The sequence below is a fragment of the uncultured Tateyamaria sp. genome (assembly GCF_947497045.1).
Taxonomy (GTDB): Bacteria; Pseudomonadota; Alphaproteobacteria; order Rhodobacterales; family Rhodobacteraceae; genus Tateyamaria.
This window is the reverse complement of sequence record NZ_CANMEU010000002.1, coordinates 423,565-446,900: the sequence shown is the minus strand read 5'-3', so window position 1 is coordinate 446,900 and position 23,336 is coordinate 423,565. Positions and strand designations below refer to the sequence as shown.

The following is a 23,336-nucleotide window of genomic DNA, read 5'->3' as shown; positions in this document are numbered from 1 at the left end:
GCGCTCGAGGTAGGCCCGCCAATGCCCCCAATCAAGGCACTTTGTGAATTTCACATGACATGTCCGGCATGCGCCAAGCGCATAGCTCAGGCGTTTTCTTTTTGCCTCAATATCTTACGGTATGCGGCCAGCTCTTCCTGTACGAAGTCGCGGAAGGCGGCGATCCGCTTGGATTGCCGTAATTCTTCCGGATATGCCAGAAAAACAGGCACATCAGCGGATTCGATGTCCGGCAACACCTGCACGAGTCGTGCATCGTTCAGTGCCACATAGTCCGGCAAAATCCCAAGGCCGAGGTCCTGCAAGACGGCCTGAAGCACCCCGAAGTAGTTGTTGACAGTCAGCAGGCTGCGCACCTCGTAGGTCAGCAAATGCTGCACCAGAGACGAACTTGCCCCGACCTGCGCGGCATTCACGCTTTGGCAGATCAGGCGGTGATCGCGCAGATCGTCCAGATCATCGGGCACCCCGTTGGCATCCAGATATTTTTGTGTGGCAAAGAGTTGCATCTTTACCGTCATCAGCTTTTTGCGGACCAGATCGGCCTGACTTGGTTCCTTCATGCGGATGGCCACGTCGGCCTCGCGCATGGGCAGGTCCAGCACCCGTTCTTCCAGCATCAGATCGACACGCAGGTCAGGGTATTGCGCATAAAGTTTCGCCAGCCGCGGGGCCAGCCACAGCGTGCCGAACCCGATCGTGGTGGTGACGCGCAGATCGCCAAACACTTCTTCTTCGCTGTCGCGAATGCGCGCGCTGGCGGTGTCGAGCCGCTTGTTCATCGCGGTGGTTGCGTCAAACAGCAACTCACCCTGCTCGGTCAGGATCAGGCCGCGCGCATGGCGGTGAAACAGCGTCGCATTAAGCGATTCCTCAAGCCCGCGGACCTGGCGCGACACCGCAGACTGGCTGAGGTTCAGCTTGTCGCCCGCATGGGTCAGGCTGCCTGCATCTGCGACCGCGTGAAAAATTCTGAGCTTGTCCCAATCCATATTCCGAACATCCGTAAAGTTTGCCTGACACTACATCAATTGACTTAGTTTCATACCGCACCGGTAAGGGGAACATGAAGATAGCAAAAATATATGTATGCAGGTCAGTCTTTGTGACCTATATTTGGCGTAGATATGCAAGATTAGGTTGTATCTTATAATATCAGTCGGGCAGGGAGGCCGCGCATGAGCACGCAAAAGATTTCACTGAACGACCGCTATGACCTGGACAAAAGCCCGGTGCTGCTCAATGGCACCCAAGCCTTGGTGCGTTTGATGCTGATGCAAAAGGCGCGTGACGTTGCTGCAGGGCTCAAGACCGCCGGCCTTGTCACGGGCTATCGCGGATCCCCGCTGGGTGCGGTGGATCTGCATATGATGCGGGCGCTCAAGCAGCTGTCGGCCGCCGACATAACCTTTCAACCCGGCCTGAACGAAGACCTTGCCGCCACTGCGCTTTGGGGTGCGCAACAGGCCGAGGTGCGCGGTGAGGGCAGGTATGATGGTGTCTTTGGTCTGTGGTATGGCAAGGGGCCGGGCGTAGACCGGACCGGCGATGTCATGCGCCACGCCAATATGGCGGGTTCGTCGACCCATGGCGGCGTGCTGATGGCGATGGGAGATGACCATACCGGCGAATCCTCGACCGTGCTGCACCAATCCGAATTCGCGATGGTGGATGCGTATATGCCCGTGGTTTCACCCGCAGGTGTGCAGGAAATCATGGATTACGGCCTTTATGGAATCGCGCTCAGCCGGTTTGCGGGGGTCTGGGTTGGCCTCAAGACGATGAAGGACACGGTCGAGGTGACGTCGGTGGTCGACGGCAACCCGCATCGCTTGAACTTCGCCCCCGCTGACTACCCGATGCCCGAGGGGGGCCTGAACATCCGCCTTGTGGATGAACGCATCGCGCAAGAGGCGCGCCTGATCGATCACAAACGCTATGCCGCCGAAGCCTTTGCCAACGCCAACAAGATGGACAAGCGCATGTGGGGCAAGCCCGGTGCCAAGATCGGCTTTGTGGCTGCGGGCAAGAACTGGCTTGATCTGGTGCATGCGTTGTCGCTGCTGAACATTGATGCGAACGAGGCCGAGCGCCTTGGCATCACCACCTACAAAGTGGGCCAGACCTGGCCGCTGGACATGAAGGGGTTCAACGACTGGGCTGATGGGCTGGATCTGATCGTGGTGGTCGAGGAAAAGCGCAAGCTGATCGAGGTGCAGATCAAAGAGGCGATCTTTGACAACCGGCAGGGCCGCCGTGTCTATGGCGGCACCAAGGATGGGCGCGAGTTTTTCACCGCGAAATGGGCGCTCGACCCGGTCGAGATTGCCACCAAGCTGGGGCAGGTCCTGATCGATGAAGGCCGCGAGACGGACGGGATCAAGGCGGGTATGCTGACGCTGGATGAGGCCCGCCGGTCCGACAATGCCGAAGAGATCGCGGCCCGTTTGCCTTATTTCTGTTCGGGCTGTCCGCACAACTCATCCACCAAGGTGCCCGAAGGCAGCCGTGCCTATGCGGGCATTGGCTGTCACTTCATGGCGCAGTGGATGGACCGCGAAACGCTCGGCTATACCCATATGGGCGGCGAGGGCGCGAACTGGATTGGCGAGGCCCCGTTTTCCAAGCGCAGACACGTGTTCCAGAACCTTGGCGACGGCACCTACAACCACTCAGGTGTGCAGGCGATCCGCGCGGCTTTGGCGGCGGGCACCAGCATCACCTACAAGATCCTCTACAATGATGCGGTCGCCATGACCGGCGGGCAAACCAACGAAGGCGGGCTTGACCCCTACCGCATCGTGAACGAGGTCCGCGCGATGGGCTGCGAAAACGTGGTCGTGGTCTATGACGACAAGGAAGACGTGGACCTGTCCCGCTTCCCATCTGGCGTGCCGACCCATGAGCGTGCCGACTTGCAGGCCGTGCAGGAACGGCTGACCAAGACCGAAGGGGTCAGCGTCATGGTTTATGTTCAGACCTGTGCTGCCGAAAAGCGCCGTCGCCGCAAGCGCGGAACCTTCCCCGACATCGACAAGCGCGTGTTCATCAACACCGATGTCTGCGAGGGCTGCGGGGATTGCGGGGTGCAGTCCAACTGCGTCTCTATCGTGCCTGCCGAAACCGAATTGGGGCGCAAGCGGGCGATTGATCAATCCTCCTGCAACAAGGATTTTTCCTGCGTCAACGGGTTCTGCCCGTCCTTTGTCACGCTGGAAGGGGCGCAGGTGAAGAAACAGGCGACCACCACGCTGGACCTGCCGGACCTGCCGATGCCACGGCTGCCTGCGATCCGGGGCACGTGGAATGTCGTCATTACCGGGGTGGGGGGCACAGGTGTGGTCACCATCGGGGCCGTCATGGCACAGGCCGCCCATATCGACGGCAAGGGCGCGGGCATGATGGAGATGGCGGGCCTGGCCCAGAAGGGCGGCGCGGTGCACATCCACTGCCGTATCGCCAATGACCCCCACGACATTAGTGCAATCCGTGTGGCGACGGGCGAGGCGGACGCGCTGATTGGCGGTGACCTGGTGGTGAGTGCGGGGGCCAAAACCCTAGGGCTGACATCGGCGGGGCGCACGGGTGCGGTCGTGAACAGCCATGAAATCATTACCGGCGATTTCACCCGTGACACCGAATTCCTGTTGCCCACCGACCGTCTGGCCCTCGCGCTTGAGGCGCGGATGCGCGACCGGGTTGATATGTTTGATGCCTCGGATCTGGCCAAGGCCACGATGGGGGACTCGATCTTTTCCAACATGATGATCTTTGGCGCAGCATGGCAGCGCGGCCTCGTGCCCCTCAGCCTTGAGGCGATCCTGCAAGCGATTGATCTGAACGGTACGGCGGTCGACAAGAACACGCGCGCCTTCAATATCGGGCGTTGGGCTGTGCTGCACCCCGAAGACGTGGCGCGGGTGTCTGCCCCGAACGTGGTTCAACTGCCCAAAACGGTTGAGGACAAGATCGCCTTCCGCGCGGATTATCTGGTGAAATACCAGTCCAGGCGGCTCGCCAAACGCTATCGCAAGCTGGTGGACGGCATCGGGGACGAGGCGGTGAAAGAGGCGGCTGCCAAAGGCTATCACAAGCTGCTCGCCTACAAGGACGAATACGAGGTCGCACGACTGCATCTGGACACCGAGGTCAAGGCGCGCGCGCAGTTTGACGGCGATTTCAAGATGAAGTTCCACCTTGCCCCGCCGCTGTTGTCCAAGGAAGGGTCAGACGGGCGACCCGTGAAAAAGGAATACGGGTCCGGTATGATGCGCAACTTCCGCCTGCTGGCGCGGCTCAAGGCGCTGCGGGGCACCCCGCTGGATCCGTTCGGCTACACAGCCGAGCGCAGGATGGAACGCGCGCTGATCAAGCAATATGAGGCGGATATGAAAACGGTGTTGCCCAAGCTTGATGTGCAGACACGGGATGCGATTTTGGCACTGGCGGCCCTGCCACTGGATATTCGCGGCTTTGGACCCGTCAAGCAAGCCAATGAGGCCAAGGCGGCAAAACGGCGCGAGGAATTGCTGGCTGTGATCAACGCAGGCGGTGCTGTTCAGGCACAGGCGGCGGAATGATCACGGTAAATGGATGCCATAAAGGCTAGGCAGAGCTGGCGCGGCCCACTACATTGCCGCGACGTGCAACGACCTTTCCAGAGGCTCACATGCCCAGCCGGCAACGCCAGATCACCCGCGAAATCAGCTATTCCCATTCGGCGGAAACCAAGGGGGGCCGTGCCCTCATCCGGCTGATGGAAAACACGACCGGGCGGTTGCGCCTGATCAAGCGCGCGCAAGGCTACGAGGATGAGGTCGCGGCGGGCCGTGATTTCTGGGCGGTGATGGTTGAACGCTATGGGCTGAGCCTTGATGTCGTTGGCGGATCGCTTGACAATATTCCGCGTGATAAGCCGCTGATTTTGATCGCAAACCACCCTTATGGCATTCTGGATGGTCTGATCATGGGCCATATCCTGTCGATGGTGCGGGGTGATTTCCGGATCATGGCCAACTCGGTCTTCAAAAAGGCCGAAGAGTTGAACCGCGTCCTGCTGCCCATCAGCTTTGATGACACCCGCGCGGCGATGGCGTTGAATATGGCCACGCGCAAGGAATCCCTGCGCTATTTGGGGACGGGTGGGGCCATCGGTATCTTTCCTGGTGGCACTGTCAGCACCGCTGCCAAGCCGTTTTCACGCCCCATGGACCCCGGCTGGCGCAGCTTTACCGCCCGTATGGTGGCCAAATCACAGGCGACGGTGGTGCCGCTCTATTTCGACGGACACACAAGCCGTTTGTTTCAGATCGCAAGCCACACCCACAACACGCTGCGCCTTGGTCTGCTGATCAAAGAGTTCAAAAAGCGCGTCGATACCCCTGTGCGTGTTGTGATCGGCGACCCTATCGAGCGGGCGGTTTTGGACCCAATGGCCGGGAACCCCAAACAGATGATGGAATTCCTGCGCAAAGCCACGTATGAGCTGAACCCGAACCCGGTGAAGGTCTTTGATTTGGGCTATGAATTCGAAGAGCGGCACCGCAGCTAGGGCAGCGCAACATGGCAGTTGGCATTTTTGATTCCGGTCTGGGCGGCTTGACCGTTCTGGAGGCCGCGCAGACGCGGTTGCCGGATGTGGAATTCGTATACCTCGCGGACAGTGCCAACGCGCCCTATGGGGTACGCACCGCCGATGACATCTATACCCTGACATGTGCGGCGGTGCAGCGGCTGTTTGATGCGGGCTGTGATCTGGTGATTTTGGCCTGCAACACCGCCTCGGCTGCTGCCTTGCGTCGGATGCAGGAAGGCTGGGTGCCTCAGGACAAGCGTGTGCTTGGGGTGTTTGTGCCCATGATTGAGGCGCTGACCGAGCGGCAATGGGGTGACAATTCCCCGCCCCGCGAAGTCGGTGTGCAGCATGTCGCGCTGTTTGCGACGCCTGCGACCGTTGCGTCCCGCGCGTTCCAGCGCGAGTTGGCGTTCCGGGCTATCGGGGTCGATGTCGAGGCGCAGGCTTGTGGCGGCGTGGTTGATGCCATTGAAGATGGGGACATGATCCTGGCGGATGCGTTGGTGCGCAGCCATGTGGACGCGTTGAAACGCAAGATGCCGGAACCGCAGGCCGCCATTTTGGGCTGCACGCATTATCCGCTGATGCAGGACCAGTTTCAGGAGGCTTTGGGGCCGGACGTGGCCGTCTATTCCCAGGCCAGTCTCGTGGGCGAAAGCCTTGCCGACTACCTGACCCGCCATCCCGACAAGATGGGCACAGGGGCGGCAGCCTATCTGACGACGGGCGATCCCAAGACCGTCAGCACGCGCGCCACCCAGTTCTTGCGACGACAGATCAGCTTTGACGCCGCTTGATCTGACCTCTTTTCTGGATTTGAAAACATGACCTATAACATCGCAATTCTGGGCGCGTCCGGCTATACGGGCGCTGAACTGATCCGGTTGATTTCTGGACATCCTTCCATTGATATCAAGGCTTTGGGGGCGTTCTCTAAAGCGGGCCAATCGCTTGCGACTGTGTTCCCGCATCTGCGTCACCTCGATCTGCCCGATATGGTCGCCTTTGATCAGATCGACTGGGCTGGCATTGATCTGTGTTTCTGCGCGCTGCCGCACAAAACGAGCCAGGAGGTGATCTCGGGGCTGCCGCGCAATCTGAAAATCGTGGATCTATCCGCCGATTTCCGGCTGCGTGATCCGGAGGCCTATGCAAAGTGGTACGGCAATCCCCACAGCGCGGTCGAGATGCAGGGCGAGGCGGTTTATGGGCTGACCGAGTTCTACCGGGACGAGATCGCAGGCGCACGGCTGGTGGCGGGCACGGGGTGCAACGCGGCCACGGGCCAGTTCGCACTGCGTCCGCTGATCGCGGCGGGGGTGATCGACCTTGATGACATCATCCTTGACCTCAAGGCGGCGGTTTCCGGGGCGGGGCGGGCGCTCAAGGAAAATCTGCTGCACGCGGAATTGTCCGAAGGTTATCATGCCTATGCCACTGGTGGGACGCATCGGCACCTGGGCGAATTTGACCAGGAATTCAGCAAGGTGGCCGGGCGCGATGTGCACATCCAGTTTCAACCCCACCTGATCCCGGCCAATCGGGGCATTCTGGGCACCGCTTACGTCAAAGGGGAGGCGCAGGTGATTTATGACACGCTCGGGTCCGCCTACCGGGATGAACCCTTTATTGAGGTCCTGCCCATGGGCGAGGTCCCGAGCACGCGCCATATTCGCGGATCGAATTTCTGCCATATCGGTGTTGCTGCGGACCGCATTCCGGGACGGACTGTTGTGGTCGCTGCGTTGGACAATCTGACAAAAGGGTCATCGGGCCAAGCGTTGCAAAATGCCAATCTGATGTTAGATATATCGGAGACCGAGGGGCTGATGATGGCCCCTCTTTTCCCGTGAGACGTGACAGTATCCTATGAAAAGCCTGAAGAAACAGCGCCGAATCCAGATCATCGCCCTTGCGGCGGTGGCATTGACCGTGTCGACGGTGCTGATTGGTTACGCGATGCGCGACGGCATAAATTTCTTTCGCGCGCCCAGCCAAATCGTGGCCGAACCACCCGGCCCCAATGAGGTGTTCCGCATTGGCGGATTGGTTGCTGACGGGTCGCTGATCCGGGGGCAGGGCGAATCGATCCGCTTTGAGGTGACAGATGGCGGCGCGGCTGTGCCCGTCGTCTTCACCGGCGTTTTGCCGGATCTGTTTGAGGAAAACCAGGGGATGGTCGGCACAGGCCGCTACATCAACGGCGTCTTCGAAGCCTCTGAAATTCTGGCCAAACATGACGAGACCTATATGCCGTCCGAGGTGGTTGACGCGCTCAAGGCGCAAGGCGTGTACCAAGACCCCAACGGCTAGCGTACGCAGGGGTTAAGACCCATTAACCAACATGAATGCAGTGTTGCCCCATGGAACGCCATGAGGGGGCAGACATGCACACCGTTCGCCAGATTGCCAAAGAGATCGTCGCCCGCGAGGGCGGCTATGTGAATGATCCCGACGATCCCGGAGGGGCCACGAATTTCGGAGTCACGATCCACACCATGCGCCGTTTGGGCCTTGATCTGGATCGGGACGGGGATGTGGATGTGCGCGATGTGCGCCGCCTGACGCGGGCGCAGGCCGTCGACATTTTTGTGACCCATTATTTTGAGCGTCCGCGCATTGCCGAGCTGCCTGATGTTCTGCACGCAACCGTCTTTGACATGTATGTGAACGCAGGGGGCAATGCGATCAAGATCCTGCAACGTCTTCTGACCGAGATGGGTTTTCCTTGCAGTGTGGACGGTGCGTTGGGGCCGCAATCCATTGGGGCCGCGCGTGCGGCCTACGACTCTGCGCCACAGCATCTGGTGGACGCCTATGGGATTGCCCGGCGTAACTATTATTTCCGCATCGCCGATCAGCGCCCGGCCAGCCGTAAATACGCCCGCAGCCGGGCTGGGGGAAAGGGCGGATGGATCAAACGCGCCGAGGAATTTATTGCACCGCGCTTTCATCTCAGCGCGACTCAGTTTCAGGAAAGGGTTGGGACATGGGGTTGATGGAGCGGGTGTTGGGCCTCGTCTTTGGGGGCGGGCGCAATGTGGTCAAGGATACGGTCGAGGTGTTTCGCGAAAATGCGGAGGCTGGGTCGGTGCGCGCCCAAGCCGTGCAGATGCAGGCGATGCGCGAGTTTGGGCAAGAGTTCATCGTCCCCCGTCAGGGCGTGTTTGATCGGGTGATGGACGGGCTGAACCGGCTGCCACGCCCCGCGCTTGCGCTTGGCACTTTGGGTCTGTTCGTGTCGGCGATGATTGCGCCGTTGTGGTTTTCCGAGCGCATGCAGGGGCTTGCGCTGGTGCCGGAACCGCTGTGGTGGCTGTTGGGCGTGATCGTATCGTTTTACTTTGGGGCACGCCATCAGGTCAAAGCGCAGCAGTTCCAGCGCGAAATTGTCGAGACAATGAACCGCGTGCCACAGGTGATGGAAAATGTGGGCGCGTTGCGCAGGATGCGTGCGGGCAGTGTGGGTGCGGCTGAAACCGGCGCGAACGCGCGTCTGACAACCGCGTCGCTCGTTCCGGATGTGAACGCAGCACTGGACGAGTGGCGCCGCGCCGCCTGAGGGCGAAAGAGGGCCTCTGCCCCCGGCCATGCGGCCAGGAGTTTCCAGATGAGGAGGCTCTGCCCGAGGCCATGCGACCGGGAGTTTCCAGATGAGGGGGCTCTGCCCCCGGCCTTGCGGCCTCCCCCGCGGTATTTGTAGTCAAAAGAAGAGGCTGGCGATGTCGTGATGCGACATATCGGTCTGACCCATTGGCGAAGTGGTTCGGCCCCTCTATAATTCAGAGTATGATTACAGAACTCGGCCACTTTGCCCTCGTCCTCGCCTTTGTTGTCGCCATCGTTCAGGCAGTAGTGCCCATGATTGGAGCCTGGCGGGGAAATGCGGGCTGGATGGCGATGGCCCAACCTGCCGCATCTGCGCAATTTTACCTGATTGCTGTCGCCTTTGGCGCACTGATGTACGCGTTTATCGTGTCTGACTTTTCGTTGCGGTTGGTGGTGTTGAACAGCCATTCGGCCAAGCCGATGCTTTACAAGATTTCGGGCACATGGGGGAACCATGAGGGCTCCATGTTGCTCTGGGTGCTGATCGTGGCCCTGTTTGGCGCGATGGCGGCATGGTTCGGGGATAATCTGCCGCCCTCCTTACGCGCCCGTGTTCTTGGGGTGCAGGGGGCGATTGGGGTCGCGTTTCTGGCGTTTATTCTTTTCACCTCCAACCCGTTTCTGCGGCTGGCGGTACCGCCCTTTGACGGGCAGGACCTGAATCCCCTGTTGCAGGACCCCGGTTTGGCGTTCCATCCACCGTTTCTGTACCTTGGCTATGTGGGGCTGAGCATGGCGTTTTCATTTGCCGTGGCCGCGCTGATCGAAGGTCGCGTGGATGCGGCCTGGGGGCGGTGGGTCCGCCCCTGGACCCTGGCGGCCTGGGTGTTTTTGACCATCGGCATCGCACTTGGGTCCTGGTGGGCCTATTACGAGTTGGGTTGGGGTGGGTTCTGGTTTTGGGATCCGGTCGAAAATGCGTCCTTCATGCCGTGGTTGCTGGCAGCGGCCCTGGTCCATTCGGCCATTGTCGTGGAAAAACGCGAGAGCCTGAAGTCCTGGACCATTTTGCTGGCCATCCTCGCCTTCGGCTTTTCGCTGATCGGGACGTTTATTGTCCGTTCGGGCCTGCTGACATCTGTGCATGCCTTTGCCAACGACCCCGAACGCGGCGTGTTCATCCTGATGATCATGGGCTTTTTCATGGGCGGTGCGCTGATCCTGTTTGCCTTTCGGGCCAGCGCAATGGAGGCGCGGGGCGTCTTTGGCATGGTCAGCCGCGAAAGCGCGCTCGTGGCCAACAATGCCTTGCTGGCGGTGAGCTGTTTTGTGGTCTTTGTCGGCACCATGTGGCCGCTCGTGGCCGAGATGTTCTTTGATCGCAAGCTGAGTGTGGGCCCGCCGTTTTTCAACATGGCATTCACCCCGTTCATGGTGATTTTGGGCCTGATCCTGCCGGTCGGTGCGATGGTGCCGTGGAAGCGGGGGCAGTTGACCCGCGCCATGCGCCCCTTGCGCTATGCCTTTGTGCTGGCACTCGCCTTTGGCGGGCTAGCCTGGGCGATGCAGACCGGGCGCAGCCTGATCGGGCCGATGGGCGCGTTTTTGGGCGCGTGGCTGGTCATGGGCGCGGCCGTGGACATCGCAAGCCGTACCGGGCAGCGGTTCAATGCTGCGCGCCTGTTCCGTCTGCCGCGCGCTGATTGGGGCAAGGCCATCGCGCATGGGGGCCTTGGGATCACGATGCTGGGTGTTGCGGGCCTGACGTCGTGGCAATCCGAGGACATTCGCGTGGCCCAGATTGGGGCACCGTTCGAGGTCGGGGGTTACACGCTGACCCTTGACGGGGTCGAGGATGTCGAGGGGCCGAACTTTCTGGCTACGGTCGGCACGCTGACCCTGGCCAAGGATGGCCGGTTTATCGCGACACTGAAGCCGGAAAAACGAATCTACCCCGTGGCGCAGATGCCGACAACCGAAGCGGCCATCGACTATAATCTGGCGCGCGACGTCTATGTGGTGATCGGGGATGCACAAGCCAACGGAGGCTGGGCGGTGCGCACCTATATCAAGCCGTTGACCAACTGGATCTGGATCGGGTGTGCGCTGATGGCGCTTGGGGGTTTCCTCAGCCTGACGGACCGCCGGTTTCGCGTCGCCGTTGGGGCGCGCAAAATGGCCAAGCCGGTGCCTGCGGAATGAGGTGGCTTACCGTTACCTTGTGGTTTGTGTTGAGCGGGGCGGCCCTTGCGCTTGATCCGTCCGAGATGCTGGAGGATCCGGCCCTTGAAGCGCAGGCGCGCGAACTGGATCACGCATTGCGCTGTGTTGTGTGTCAGTCCGAATCCGTCGCGTCGTCCAATGCGCAATGGGCCGTGGACACCCGCCGCGTGATCCGCGAGCAGGTGGCCGCAGGGCAGACCAACGCCCAGATCACCGACTTTTTCGTCGAACGCTATGGCGAGTTTGTGTTGATGAACCCGCGCGTGTCTGGATCGAACTGGCTGTTATGGGCCGCGGGTCCACTGATGCTGCTGATGGCCGCGATCATGGGGTTTGTGTACCTGCGCGGGCGCAGCACGGCCCCGGCTGTCATGGATGCGGGCCTGAATGAGGCTGAAACCAGACGCTTGCGCGAGATTATGGATGAGTGACGGCGCGTCGGGGCTGTTCCAGACGGATCGGTTTGATATGCAAGGCTGATACCCACATGGGAGAGCTTTGGGCATGAACTACGAGACGCTGACATATGACCTGACAGATGGTGTGGCCCTGATCACGCTGAACCGTCCGGATGTGATGAACGCGCTGACCACGCAAATGCGGGCCGAGATTGAAGTGGCCGTGACAGAGGCGGGCAAGGTTGCACGGGTGGTTGTCCTGACTGGCGCTGGCCGGGCCTTTTGTTCGGGGCAGGATCTGGGGGACCGGGCGAATGCCGCGAACCTTGATCTGGAACGCACCCTGCGTGATGAATATACCCCGATGTTGAACGCGATTGTCGACTGTCCCGTGCCAACGATTGCGGCGGTGAATGGGGCGGCAGCCGGGGCGGGGGCGAACCTTGCGTTGGCTTGTGATGTGGTGATCGCATCGGAAAAAGCGTATTTTTTGCAAGCCTTTACCCGAATCGGCCTGATCCCGGATGCGGGCGGCACCTATGTGATGCCGCGCACCATGGGCATGGCCAAGACGATGGGTGCTGCGCTGTTTGCCGACAAGATCACCGCCCGCCAGGCCGATGATTGGGGTATGATCTGGGAAGCGGTGGCGGATGAAGGTTTTGATGCGCATTGGCGCGCCCGGGCCGCCCATCTCGCCAACGGACCCACCAAAGCCTATGCTGCGGCCAAACGGGTCATCCGGGGAAGCTGGGCCAACAATTTTGAAGGCCAGCTTGCCATGGAAGCCGCCGAACAGGGCGATTGCGGTCAAAGCAGAGACTTCCGCGAGGGCGTACTGGCCTTTGTCGAAAAACGCAAACCCGGCTTTGAGGGGCGCTGAGCCGCTATTTGATGGGCACGGCAGCTATGTTGGCGAGAAAGGCAGGCGTGGTCGAGGCCGCGTCAAGGCCGATCAGGTTCGCATAGATCGTTCCGGCAACGCACGAGGTGGCGGTGCCCCTCTCATCGGTGATGGTCACAGGCTGGCTTGAACCCATCCAGTTACCCAGCACAAGGGTGTCGCCCGTTGCGATATCGTGCTGCTCAGAAACAGGATGTCGTGCTGCGTGGTGCCATTCAGCGCATCGCTGAAACCTGTGTCGCCGGGGAGGTTGATCAGGGCCGATAAAGGTTTCATCGTCGACTGCAACCCCGGTCATGTCGGGTGCGTCAGAGGGCACGTTATTTTACGTCCCGCTGTCGTAACCCTCAAAGACGCTGACCAAAAGCGTGGCACTCAACAGCGCCAGAATTACAATTCCAAAGCCCATCACACATCTCCCCCAAGATATATGAAGCCAGCCAAGCGGGTGCAGATGACGCGATCAAACGTCAGTCCGGCGCTGTTTCCTAAATCGACACAAGCTCAGGTAAATGGTTGAACCGGATGGAAAAGCGCCCCGGCGTTCAGCCGGGGCGCGAGAAAACCCTAGCGGCTTTCGATGTCGATATAATTGCGCGTGATCTCGCCCAGATACAGCTGACGGGGACGCCCGATTTTGTTTTGTGGGTCTGCGATCATTTCTTTCCACTGCGAAATCCAGCCCACGGTGCGGCTTAGTGCGAAGATCGGCGTGAACATTGACGTTGGAAAGCCCATCGCCTCAAGAATGATGCCCGAATAGAAATCGACGTTCGGGAACAGCTTTTTCTCGGCGAAATACGGATCTTCGAGCGCGGCCTTTTCCAGTTCCTTGGCGACTTGCAGCACGGGGTTGTTTTCCACGCCAAGCAGTTCCAGCACCTCGTCGGCGGACTGTTTCATCACCGTCGCGCGGGGGTCGAAGTTCTTGTAGACGCGGTGCCCAAAGCCCATCAGGCGGAAGGGGTCGTCCTTGTCCTTGGCGCGGGCGATGTATTCGGGAATTTTATCGACCGTGCCGATTTCCTTGAGCATCTCAAGGCAGGCCTGGTTGGCACCGCCATGGGCCGGACCCCATAGGCAGGCAATTCCGGCAGCGATACAGGCAAACGGGTTCGCACCCGAGGACGAGGCCAGTCGCACGGTCGAGGTTGATGCGTTCTGTTCGTGATCGGCATGCAGCGTAAAGATACGGTCCATCGCCCGGCTGAGGATTGGGTTGACCTCGTAATCCTCGGCAGGCACCGCAAAGCACATGCGCAGGAAGTTGGAGGCATAATCCAGATCATTGCGCGGATAGACAAAGGGCTGTCCGATGGAGAACTTGTAGGCCCATGCCGCAATGGTCGGCATCTTGGCAATCAGGCGGATCGAGGCCACCTCGCGCTGGTGCGCGTCATGGATATCGGTGCTGTCATGGTAGAACGCGGACATTGCGCCGACGACTCCGGTCATAATGGCCATAGGGTGCGCGTCACGGCGGAACCCACGGAAGAAATAGGTCATCTGCTCGTGAAGCATCGTGTGGTTTGTCACGAGGCTTTCGAATTCTTCCAGCTCTTTTGCGGATGGCAATTCGCCATAGAGCAGCAGGTAACACACTTCGAGATAGTGAGACTTTGCAGCCAGTTGCTCGATGGGGTAGCCGCGGTGCAGCAGCACGCCTTCGCCCCCGTCGATAAAGGTGATGGTGCTGTCGCAGCTTGCCGTCGAGGTAAAGCCGGGATCGTAGGTGAATACGCCCGCCTGTCCATAGAGCTTGCGGATGTCCAGAACATCGGGGCCAGCGGTGGGGGAGTGAATGGGCAGATCGTAAGTGTTGTCGCCAATCGTCAGCGATGCAGATTTGGGTGCGTCAGCCATCAGGTTTTCCTTTTCGTCACAGGGCAAGGGCGGCTTGCCGATCGTCACAATGCAAGCGTGCTTGCCGGGGGCGACAGCGGGTGTCGCGGCCCCATCGTTAGACTGCGCGCATGTAACGATGGGTTAAGACCCCGCGTCAGGCGGCAGCATCCGTCAGTCTGGCAAGGGTTTCTTTGCGCCCCAGAACCAGCATCATGTCAAAAACAGAAGGCGTTACGGCCCGGCCAGCAAGCGCTGCCCGCAGCGGGCCCGCCAATTTGCCGAATTTGGTGCCCTGATCTACTGCGAAATCGTTCAGGACGGCCTCCAAACTGTTACGATCCCAAGTAACGGTTTGCAAATGCGGCGTCAATTGGCTCAGCATACCACGGGATACCGTATCAAGTGCTTTTGATGCCTTGTCGTCCGGCGTGATGGGACGTCCCGTCAGGATAAAGTGCGCTTTATCAAGGAGTTCGGGGAAGGTTTTGGACCGTTCCTTGACAAATGGCATCGCCGCCAGAAGTCCCTCGGCCTGCGATTGTTTCAACGCGGGCTGACCCGCCGCTGTCAGAAATGCGCTGATTTCCTGCTGCAATGCGGCATCATCCATCCCGGCCATGTGCTGCCCGCACAGGTTTTCCAGCTTTTTGAGGTCGAACCGCGCCGGGCTCTTGCCGATCCCGTTGAGATCAAACCACTCTTTCGCCTGCGCATCATCAAAGAATTCATCGTCCCCGTGGCTCCATCCGAGCCGGGTCAGATAGTTGCGCATCCCCGCCGCCGGATAGCCCATCACCTGATATTCCTGGGCCCCAAGTGCGCCGTGCCGTTTGGACAGTTTTTTGCCGTCCGGCCCGTGGATAAGCGGAATATGCGCCCAGGTCGGCACATTCCAGCCCATCGCGCCGTAGATCATCATCTGGCGCGCCGCGTTGTTAAGGTGATCATCGCCCCGGATCACGTGCGTCACACCCATATCGTGATCATCCACGACGACGGCCAGCATATAGACCGGCGTGCCATCGCCGCGCAGCAGCACCATATCGTCAAGCTGGCTGTTACGGATGGTCACGTCGCCCTGCACCGCGTCGCGGATTACGGTCTCGCCGTCCCGGGGTGCCTTGATCCGTACCACATGGGGCATGTCGGGATGCGTGTCTGGGTCCGCGTCGCGCCACGGTGACTGATACAGCGTCGAACGCCCCTCGGCCTTGGCCGCCTCGCGAAAGGCGGCGATCTCGTCCTGAGTGGCAAAGCATTTGTAGGCCTTGCCCTCTGCCAGCAACCTGTTGGCCACCTCGGCGTGCCGGTCGGCGCGGGCGAACTGGCTGATCACCTCACCGTCATGGTCCAATCCCAGCCATGCCATTCCATCAAGGATCGCCTGCGTCGCCTCGGGCGTGGAACGGGCGCGGTCCGTATCCTCGATCCGCAGCAGGAACTTGCCGCCGCGGCCCCGCGCAAACAGCCAGTTGAACAGCGCCGTGCGCGCGCCGCCAATATGCAGAAAGCCGGTGGGCGAGGGGGCGAAACGGGTGACAACGGGCTGAGACATAAGGAGGCCGTTTACCTTTCAGTAACCATGGGAGGGATAGGGTTCGGGCTCCTGATACTCAGCATGGGCCACAGGGGCAAGCATGGGCCTTGGCCAATCCATTCGCGACACGTTTCTGTACCAGCGCGGCCATCTGTTCGGCTGGCTGCCCGTCGGCATGGCCATCGGGATTGCGGTATTCTTCGGGTTGCGGTTCGAGCCATCTGTGGTGCTGATCGCCACCGTCCTCGCGGCCGGCGGCATTGCGTCGCTGTCGGTGCGGTACGTGGATGAAAGGGTGTCGCCGCTGCTGGTTCTGGGTGCGATGATCGCCCTTGGCTTTGTGCTGGCGGGCTGGCGTGCGCAAAGCGTGGCGGGGCCGGTGATCGACTGGCGCTATTATGGTCCGGTCGAGGGGCGGATCGTGGGCATGGATCGCAGTGGTTCGGATGCGGTACGCCTGACGCTTGACCGGGTCAAACTCGACCGGGTGTCGCCCGATGAGACGCCCACCCGCGTGCGGATTTCCCTGCACGGCGACGCCACCCTCGGGGTGGTGCCAAGCCCCGGCCTGCGGGTGATGACCACCGCACATCTCAGCCCGCCGGGCGGGCCGGTCGAACCGGGCGGCTTTGATTTCCAGCGCCATGCGTGGTTTGCTGAACTGGGGGCCGTGGGGTATACCCGCGTGCCTCTGGTCGCCATTTCTGCGCCCCGGTTTGATCTGCGGCAAGTGGTGTTCGGCATCCGCATGCGCGCCTCCGCTCGGGTCCAGGAGGTGCTGCCCGGCGATGTGGGAGGCTTTGCGGCTGCCGTCACCACCGGGGATCGCAGCGGCATTTCTCAAGACGGGCTGGACGATTTGCGCGCGTCCAATACAGCGCATTTGCTGGCAATCTCGGGGCTGCACATGGGCTTGCTCAGCGGGTTTGTGTTCGGCCTGTTGCGGCTCATCTTTGCGCTGATCCCGTTGATTGCCCTGCATTGGCCTGCGCGTAAGATGGCGGCAGTGGGGGCATTGGCGGCGGCTTCGATCTACCTCGCCCTGTCAGGGGGCAATGTTGCGACCGAGCGGGCCTTTGTCATGGTTGCGGTGGCCTTGTGCGCGATCCTGATTGACCGGCGCGCCATCAGCCTGCGGGCGGTGGCGATCGCCGCGCTGATCGTGCTGTCCCTGCGCCCCGAGGCGCTGATGGGGCCGGGGTTTCAGATGTCCTTTGCGGCCACCACCGCGCTTGTCGCCGTGTTCGGCTGGATGCGCGATGCGCAGTGGCAGTTGGGGCCGAAATGGGCGCAGCCGATCATTGGCGTGGTGCTGTCCTCGGCCATTGCGGGGCTGGCGACCGCACCTATCGGGGCCGCACATTTCAACGCCATCGCCCATTACGGGCTGATCGCGAACCTTGCCAGCGTGCCCTTGATGGGAGTGCTTATCATCCCCGCAGCGGTGCTGGCACTGGTCTTGGCTCCGTTCGGGGCGGAGGCGGTGGGCCTGTGGCTCATGGGGGCGGGGTTGCAGTGGATCTTGTGGGTGGCCGATTGGGTATCATCGCTTGAGGGCGCACGTGGTTATGTGCCGGGGCCGGGGCCATGGGTGCTGCCCCTGATGGCGGTGGGCGCGCTGTTCGTGATCCTCTGGCAAGGGCGGGTCCGTTTTGCCGGAGGTGTGGCGATGGTGGGCGCGTTGATGCTGTGGCAGTCGGGGGGACGTCCGACGGTGTTGATTGCGGATACCGGGGGGCTTGTCGGCGTGATGACCGATGCAGGGCGGGCGCTCAGCAAACCCAAAGGGGCCGGGTTCGTCGCGCGCAACTGGTTGGAAAATGACGGCGAAGGGATCGACCAGGAGGCCGCCGCCGCACGTTGGCCGGATGACGTGCCGGTGATCCACCTGAGCGGTAAGCGGGCACTTGCGGCCTTCAGCGGCTGCGCTCCGGGGCAGATCGTGGTGGTCAACGGCACGCTTGAGGGCGCACAAGAAGCGGAATGTCTGGTACTGGATGCGACGGTGCTGCGGAAAACCGGATCGGTTGCGGTGCTGGGGCAGGGCGCGGACGCCAAACTGATCACCGCACGGGATGTGACGGGGGATCGGATGTGGTCCGGGTGGCGGCGCTATGCGGCACCTGCCTTGGTGATATCGCACACGGATTTGACGCTGGCACTGTCGCAAGAGTAAGGCGGACCTGTTGGTCCGCCCTCGCCTTGGTCATCCAAACACGTCTGATCAATATGTCCGGATCAGTCCGACCAGCTTGCCTTGCACCTTTACATGTCCGACCGGGAACACGCGGGTCTCGTAGGCGGGGTTGGCTGCTTCCAGCGCAATCGTATCGCCCCGCCGCATATATCGTTTCAGGGTCGCCTCGTGATCTTCGACCAGCGCAACGACGATATCGCCATTGTCCGCGGCAGAGGTCTCGCGGATCACAACGACATCGCCGTCATTGATCCCGGCATCGATCATCGAATCCCCTTTGACTTCAAGGGCATAGTGATCGCCTTGCCCGGACAGCATCTGCCCCGGCACAGCCACCGAATGGGACACTTCCGAAATGGCAGAGATGGGCACACCAGCCGCGATCCGGCCCATCACGGGCAACTCAACAGCATGGGCTGCCTCGACCGACAGGGCAGAGGGGGGCGGGGGCACATCGGGACGGTCGCCATCAATGACCTTGGGCGTAAAGCCAGAAGCCGCGCCGCCAAGCGCTTCGGGCAGGCGCACCACCTCGATGGCGCGTGCACGGTGGGCAAGGCGGCGGATGAACCCACGCTCCTCAAGGGCTGTGATCAGCCGGTGGATCCCGGATTTGGAGCGCAGATCAAGCGCCTCTTTCATCTCGTCAAAACTGGGCGGCACGCCGTCGCGCTGCACCCGTTTATGAATGAACTCCAGCAGATCCAACTGCTTTTTCGTCAACATGCCCTGTCCTCCGTTTTGTCGCGTACCAACGACCGTGGTTTGCGTTTGTTCTACGGACGTTCTTGTTTTGTGTCAACTGTTCAGGACAAAGCGATGGTATCGACCAGATCGCCGGGGGCGCGGGCGGGATCGTGTGGGGGGCGCACGATCAGCGCGTTGGAGCGGGCAAGCACCGACAAAAGCGAGCTGTCTTGCGCGCCTGCACCCTGCACCGTGCCGCCTTGGATCGAGCTGCGCATGTAGTGCTCGCGTGGCCCGTTCTGATCCAAAGGGGCCGAGAGCGGCAAAGGGACCCGCGCCGCAGGTGTGTGCCCCAAACCCAGCATTGCGCTGATCATCGGCGTCAGAAATACGGTGCCGCAAACCATGGCCGACACCGGATTGCCGGGCAGGCCCACCATAGGCGTGCCGTTCAGACGCCCCGCCATCAGCGGTTTGCCGGGGCGCATGGCCACTTTGTAAAACGATTGTTCCATGCCCAGATCAGCGGCCACCCCGGCGACCAGATCGTGATCCCCCACCGATGCGCCGCCGATTGTGACGATAAGATCAGCCCCGTCCGCGAGCGCAAAGACGGTACGCAGCGCACTGTCGCGGTCTCGCGCAATCGGCAGCATGCGGGTTTGTGCGCCGACATTCTCCAGCATCGCCGCCAGTCCGAACGTGTTGGAGGCGATGATCTGGTCCGGGCCGGGGTCGTCACCCGGCTGCACCAATTCATCCCCGGTCGAGATGATGGCCACCACGGGCGCGCGATGTACGGGCACCGCCGCGATATTCATGGCCGCCAGCAAGGCGATGTCGCCGGGCGACAGGCGGCGGGGGGCCTCAAGCGCCATGCCTGCGGCGAAATCAACGCCAGCGGGGCGGATGTTGTCCTTCGGGCCGGGACCGTCGGTGATGGTGATCAGATCGCCTGTGCGGGTCACGTCCTCCTGGATGACAACCTTGTCGGCCCCCTCGGGCACAGGTGCGCCGGTGAATATCCGCACCGCCTGACCTGCGCCAAGCGTGCCGGTCCAGCGGTGCCCGGCAGCTGCTTCGCCAACGACTTTGAACTGGGCGTGCAGGTCGGCCTCAACGCTCTTGAGCGCGTAGCCATCCATGGAGGAGGCGGCGAAAGGGGGCTGGGTGCGCCGGGCTTTGACCGTTTCGGCGAGGATGCGGCCATGCGCGGCGCGCAGCGGGACCGTTTCGACGGGCAAAGGGTCGGCAAGGGCAAAGAGGTGGTCAAGCGCTTGGGCAACAGTGATCATGGTGCCTCGTACCGTCCTGATTTTCCGCCATCCTTCAGGCGCACGCGCAGCCCGCCGATTTCCATACCCTTATCGACGGCCTTGGCCATGTCGTAGACTGTCAGTGCAGCGGTGGAGGCGGCGGTCAGTGCCTCCATCTCGACCCCGGTCTGGCCCGTGGTTTTGACTGTCGCGGTGATGCGCAAGCCGGGCAGGTCCGCGTCAGGGTCGATCTCGACCGACACCTTGGTGATGGGCAGGGGGTGACACAGGGGAATGAGGGTCGATGTCTGCTTGGCTCCCATGATCCCGGCGAGGCGGGCCACCCCGATCACATCGCCCTTCTTGGCGCGCCCTTCGGTAATGATATCAAGGGTTTCAGGGTTCATCTTGATCCATGTCTCGGCCATGGCAATGCGGTCCGTGACATCCTTGTCGGACACATCGACCATATGCGCGGCCCCCGAGGCGTCGAAATGGGTCAGCGCCATATCACATGCCCCCGCCTGAGGTGAGCGGATTGGCGAGCAGCGTACGGGTGGCTGAGGCCACATCATCCTGCCGCATCAGGCCTTCGCCAATCAGGAAGGTGCGCGCGCCATACATGGCCAGATCAGCCAGATCGGCGGGGGTGTTCAGCCCGCTTTCGGCTACGATCATCCGATCTATCGGCACCTGTTTTGACAGCATACGCGTGGTGTCCAGCGTGACCTCAAAGGTCTTGAGATTACGGTTGTTGATGCCGATCAGCGGGCTTTTGAGGGCAGAGGCCCGTTCCAGTTCGGCGGCGTCATGGACTTCGATAAGGGCGTCCATACCCCAGCTTGTGGCCGCCTCTTCCAGCTCATGGGCCTGTGCATCGCTGACCGAGGCCATGATGATCAGGATACAGTCCGCACCAAGGGCGCGCGCCTCGGCGACCTGATAGGTGTCGTACATGAAATCCTTGCGCAAGGCGGGCAGGTCGCAGGCGTTGCGCGCCTGGGTGAGGAAGTCCTTGGCCCCCTGAAAACTAGGCGTGTCGGTCAGGACCGACAGACAGGTGGCCCCGCCTTCGGCATAGGCAGCAGCGAGGGCCGTGGGGTCAAAGTCTTCGCGGATCAACCCTTTGGAGGGGCTTGCCTTCTTGATCTCGGCGATCAGCCCATAGGCTTCGCGGCTGGCATATTGCAACGCCTCGGCAAAGGGGCGGACGGGGCCTGCCTCGTGGGCTTCGGCCTCGACCGTCTCAAGCGGTTTGGCGGCCTTGTCGGCGGCGATCTCTTCGAGCTTGTAGGCCTTGATTTTGTCGAGGATCGTGTCGGTCATGGGCGGTGGTCCTTGCGGATGGAGTGGGACCGAGGGGCCTGCCCCTCGGGCTCCCCGCGGTATTTTTGGTCAAAAGAAGAGGTCAGGCGGTACTTTGTGTGATCTCTGCGACTGCCTTTAGTTTAGCGTGTGCCGCGCCGCTGTCGATGCTGACGCGCGCCTGTTCCACTCCGTCCTTGAGTGTGTCCGCGTGCCCCGCGACCCTGAGTGCTGCGGCCGCATTGAGCAGTACAGCGTCGCGATAGGCGCTTTGCACCCCGTTCAGCAGCGCATCGAAGGCCTTGGCGTTGTCTTCGGGTGTGCCGCCCACGATGTCCTCGAACGGGTGGGTTGGCAGCCCGGCCTCTTCGGGGTGGAGTTCGAAGTCGGTCACGGTGCCGTTTTCCAGCGCAGACACCCAGGACACACCCGTGATGGTGAGTTCGTCGGTCCCATCCGAGCCGTGCACAAGCCATGCCGCGTCCGAGCCGAGTTGCCCGAGTGTCTCGGCCATGGGGCGGATCAGATCCCGCGAGAACGCGCCCGTCAGTTGCCGTTTGACCCCTGCGGGGTTGGTCAGGGGCCCCAGAATATTGAAGATCGTGCGCGTCCCAAGTTCCGCCCGTGTCGGCATGACATGGGCGATGGCCGGGTGGTGCATGGGGGCCATCATAAAGCCGATCCCGGCCTCATGGATTGCCTTTTCAACGACCTTTGGGCCGACCATCACGTTGATCCCCATCTGGGTCAGCGCATCTGCCGCGCCGGATTTGGAGCTGAGGTTGCGGTTGCCATGTTTGGCCACGGGCACGCCTGCACCGGCCACCACGAAGGCGGTCGCGGTCGAGATATTCAGCGTGCCTTTGCCATCTCCGCCGGTGCCGACAATGTCCATCGCGCCCTCGGGGGCCTTCACCGCGTTGCACTTGGCGCGCATGACGGCGGCGGCGGCGGCGTATTCATCGACCGTTTCACCGCGGGTGCGCAGGGCCATGAGCAGCCCGCCGATCTGGCTTGGCGTGGCCTCGCCGTCAAAGAGAATCTGGAAGGCGGCCTCGGCCTGTGCGCGGGTCAGCGGCCCGTTGGCGGCCGCATCGATGAGGGGTTTGAGAGCGTCACTCATGCCGGCACCGCCATCAGATCTGTAAAATTCCGAAGCAGTGCGTGCCCGTGTTCGGAGCGGATGGATTCGGGATGGAATTGCACCCCGTGGATCGGCAACTCGCGATGAGCAAGGCCCATGATCGTGCCATCCTCGATCTCGGCCGTGATCTCGAGGCAGTCGGGCAGGGTGGTCCGGTCCACCGTGAGCGAGTGATAGCGCGTTGCCTCGAACGGGGTGGGCAGGTCTGCGAACAGCCCGGTGCCGGTGTGATGCATCGTGCCCATCTTGCCATGCACGATATCGGGCGCGCGCACCACTTTGCCCCCGAAGGCCTGCCCGATGGTCTGGTGTCCAAGGCACACCCCCATGAGCGGCACGCGGGTTTCAGCCGCCGCCTGGGTCAGTGCCAGACAAATCCCTGCCTGATCCGGATCGCATGGGCCCGGAGACAGCAAGATCCCTTCGGGACGCATCCCCATTGCCTCTTGAACGTCCAGCGCATCATTGCGGCGCACCACCACGTCCGCGCCCAATTCGCCCAGATAGTGGACCAGATTGTAGGTAAAACTGTCGTAATTGTCGATCAGCAGCAGCATCGTGAAATCTCGTGTTCCAAGGGGGCGCATAGGGCCTTATAGTTGCGCGCATACATGCTCAGGCTTGCCCGTGACCGTCAAGGGGACGCGCAGTCTGGACCACGGGATAAAGCAGACGGCACGCTACACCGCAAAGCGGGGGCGGCCACGAAACGGGCG

At 61.5% G+C, this 23,336-nt stretch carries 22 protein-coding genes; 11 read left to right on the top strand and 11 right to left on the bottom strand.

What is annotated here, in order from left to right; translation table 11 throughout:
* Positions 1 to 86: 86 nt before the first annotated feature.
* Positions 87 to 992: a LysR family transcriptional regulator gene (locus Q0859_RS05685; protein ID WP_299148465.1), complete on the bottom strand. Its 906-nt coding sequence runs from the start codon at positions 990 to 992 to the stop codon at positions 87 to 89.
* Positions 993 to 1,178: 186 nt separating this feature from the next.
* On the opposite strand from Q0859_RS05685, the gene Q0859_RS05680 reads away from it, so the two are divergent.
* From Q0859_RS05680 to Q0859_RS05635, 10 genes are all read left to right on the top strand, one after another.
* Positions 1,179 to 4,580, top strand: coding sequence for an indolepyruvate ferredoxin oxidoreductase family protein (locus tag Q0859_RS05680; RefSeq protein ID WP_299148463.1), 3,402 nt, complete (start codon positions 1,179 to 1,181; stop codon positions 4,578 to 4,580).
* Positions 4,581 to 4,669: 89 nt separating this feature from the next.
* Positions 4,670 to 5,551, top strand: coding sequence for a lysophospholipid acyltransferase family protein (locus Q0859_RS05675; protein WP_299148461.1), 882 nt, complete (start codon positions 4,670 to 4,672; stop codon positions 5,549 to 5,551).
* 11 nt (positions 5,552 to 5,562) lie between these two features.
* Positions 5,563 to 6,372, top strand: a complete 810-nt coding sequence (locus Q0859_RS05670; RefSeq protein WP_299148459.1) for an aspartate/glutamate racemase family protein — start codon at positions 5,563 to 5,565, stop codon at positions 6,370 to 6,372.
* A gap of 27 nt (positions 6,373 to 6,399) precedes the next feature.
* Complete coding sequence (argC, locus tag Q0859_RS05665) at positions 6,400 to 7,428, top strand: N-acetyl-gamma-glutamyl-phosphate reductase (protein ID WP_299148457.1); 1,029 nt, start codon at positions 6,400 to 6,402, stop codon at positions 7,426 to 7,428.
* Positions 7,429 to 7,444: 16 nt separating this feature from the next.
* Positions 7,445 to 7,888 (top strand): cytochrome c maturation protein CcmE, encoded by a 444-nt coding sequence (gene ccmE / locus Q0859_RS05660; RefSeq protein WP_299148455.1) that lies wholly within the window; start codon positions 7,445 to 7,447, stop codon positions 7,886 to 7,888.
* A 74-nt stretch (positions 7,889 to 7,962) separates the two neighbouring features.
* The gene (locus Q0859_RS05655; protein ID WP_299148937.1) at positions 7,963 to 8,574 is read left to right on the top strand and encodes a holin-associated N-acetylmuramidase; all 612 of its coding nucleotides are present in this window, start codon (positions 7,963 to 7,965) and stop codon (positions 8,572 to 8,574) included.
* The gene (locus Q0859_RS05650) at positions 8,565 to 9,137 is read left to right on the top strand and encodes a holin family protein (protein WP_299148454.1); all 573 of its coding nucleotides are present in this window, start codon (positions 8,565 to 8,567) and stop codon (positions 9,135 to 9,137) included. The genes Q0859_RS05655 and Q0859_RS05650 overlap by 10 nt, the downstream gene beginning before the upstream one ends.
* A gap of 227 nt (positions 9,138 to 9,364) precedes the next feature.
* Entirely contained in the window at positions 9,365 to 11,326 is a 1,962-nt protein-coding gene (locus tag Q0859_RS05645; protein ID WP_299148452.1) for a heme lyase CcmF/NrfE family subunit, read from the top strand.
* Positions 11,323 to 11,778, top strand: coding sequence for a cytochrome c-type biogenesis protein (locus tag Q0859_RS05640; RefSeq protein ID WP_299148450.1), 456 nt, complete (start codon positions 11,323 to 11,325; stop codon positions 11,776 to 11,778). Before Q0859_RS05645 ends, Q0859_RS05640 begins: the two co-directional genes overlap by 4 nt.
* Positions 11,779 to 11,851: 73 nt before the next feature.
* On the top strand, positions 11,852 to 12,628 hold the full coding sequence (locus Q0859_RS05635; RefSeq protein WP_299148448.1) for an enoyl-CoA hydratase-related protein: 777 nt from the start codon (positions 11,852 to 11,854) through the stop codon (positions 12,626 to 12,628).
* A 4-nt stretch (positions 12,629 to 12,632) separates the two neighbouring features.
* Here the strand turns inward: Q0859_RS05635 and Q0859_RS05630 are convergent, their stop codons facing one another.
* The 4 genes from Q0859_RS05630 to gltX all read right to left on the bottom strand — a co-directional run bounded on the left by Q0859_RS05630 (position 12,633) and on the right by gltX (position 16,049).
* Positions 12,633 to 12,767: a hypothetical protein gene (locus Q0859_RS05630; RefSeq protein WP_299148446.1), complete on the bottom strand. Its 135-nt coding sequence runs from the start codon at positions 12,765 to 12,767 to the stop codon at positions 12,633 to 12,635.
* The gene (locus Q0859_RS05625; RefSeq protein WP_299148444.1) at positions 12,764 to 12,925 is read right to left on the bottom strand and encodes a hypothetical protein; all 162 of its coding nucleotides are present in this window, start codon (positions 12,923 to 12,925) and stop codon (positions 12,764 to 12,766) included. Before Q0859_RS05625 ends, Q0859_RS05630 begins: the two co-directional genes overlap by 4 nt.
* Before the next feature lie 291 nt (positions 12,926 to 13,216).
* A complete protein-coding gene (gene gltA, locus Q0859_RS05620; protein ID WP_299148442.1) occupies positions 13,217 to 14,512 on the bottom strand; it encodes a citrate synthase in 1,296 nt (431 codons plus the stop codon).
* Between the two features lie 136 nt (positions 14,513 to 14,648).
* On the bottom strand, positions 14,649 to 16,049 hold the full coding sequence (gene gltX / locus Q0859_RS05615; protein WP_299148440.1) for a glutamate--tRNA ligase: 1,401 nt from the start codon (positions 16,047 to 16,049) through the stop codon (positions 14,649 to 14,651).
* Positions 16,050 to 16,131: 82 nt separating this feature from the next.
* Between gltX and Q0859_RS05610 the strand changes: the two genes are divergently transcribed.
* A complete protein-coding gene (locus Q0859_RS05610; protein WP_299148438.1) occupies positions 16,132 to 18,207 on the top strand; it encodes a ComEC/Rec2 family competence protein in 2,076 nt (691 codons plus the stop codon).
* 48 nt (positions 18,208 to 18,255) lie between these two features.
* Here the strand turns inward: Q0859_RS05610 and lexA are convergent, their stop codons facing one another.
* From lexA to Q0859_RS05580, 6 genes are all read right to left on the bottom strand, one after another.
* Positions 18,256 to 18,954, bottom strand: a complete 699-nt coding sequence (gene lexA, locus Q0859_RS05605) for a transcriptional repressor LexA (RefSeq protein WP_299148436.1) — start codon at positions 18,952 to 18,954, stop codon at positions 18,256 to 18,258.
* 80 nt (positions 18,955 to 19,034) lie between these two features.
* On the bottom strand, positions 19,035 to 20,210 hold the full coding sequence (glp, locus tag Q0859_RS05600; RefSeq protein WP_299148435.1) for a gephyrin-like molybdotransferase Glp: 1,176 nt from the start codon (positions 20,208 to 20,210) through the stop codon (positions 19,035 to 19,037).
* Positions 20,207 to 20,680, bottom strand: coding sequence for a cyclic pyranopterin monophosphate synthase MoaC (gene moaC / locus Q0859_RS05595; RefSeq protein WP_299148433.1), 474 nt, complete (start codon positions 20,678 to 20,680; stop codon positions 20,207 to 20,209). Before moaC ends, glp begins: the two co-directional genes overlap by 4 nt.
* A gap of 1 nt (position 20,681) precedes the next feature.
* Entirely contained in the window at positions 20,682 to 21,497 is an 816-nt protein-coding gene (gene trpC / locus Q0859_RS05590; RefSeq protein ID WP_299148431.1) for an indole-3-glycerol phosphate synthase TrpC, read from the bottom strand.
* An 82-nt stretch (positions 21,498 to 21,579) separates the two neighbouring features.
* Entirely contained in the window at positions 21,580 to 22,599 is a 1,020-nt protein-coding gene (gene trpD / locus Q0859_RS05585; protein ID WP_299148429.1) for an anthranilate phosphoribosyltransferase, read from the bottom strand.
* Positions 22,596 to 23,177 (bottom strand): aminodeoxychorismate/anthranilate synthase component II, encoded by a 582-nt coding sequence (locus Q0859_RS05580; RefSeq protein WP_299148426.1) that lies wholly within the window; start codon positions 23,175 to 23,177, stop codon positions 22,596 to 22,598. The genes trpD and Q0859_RS05580 overlap by 4 nt, the downstream gene beginning before the upstream one ends.
* Positions 23,178 to 23,336 lie beyond the last annotated feature (159 nt).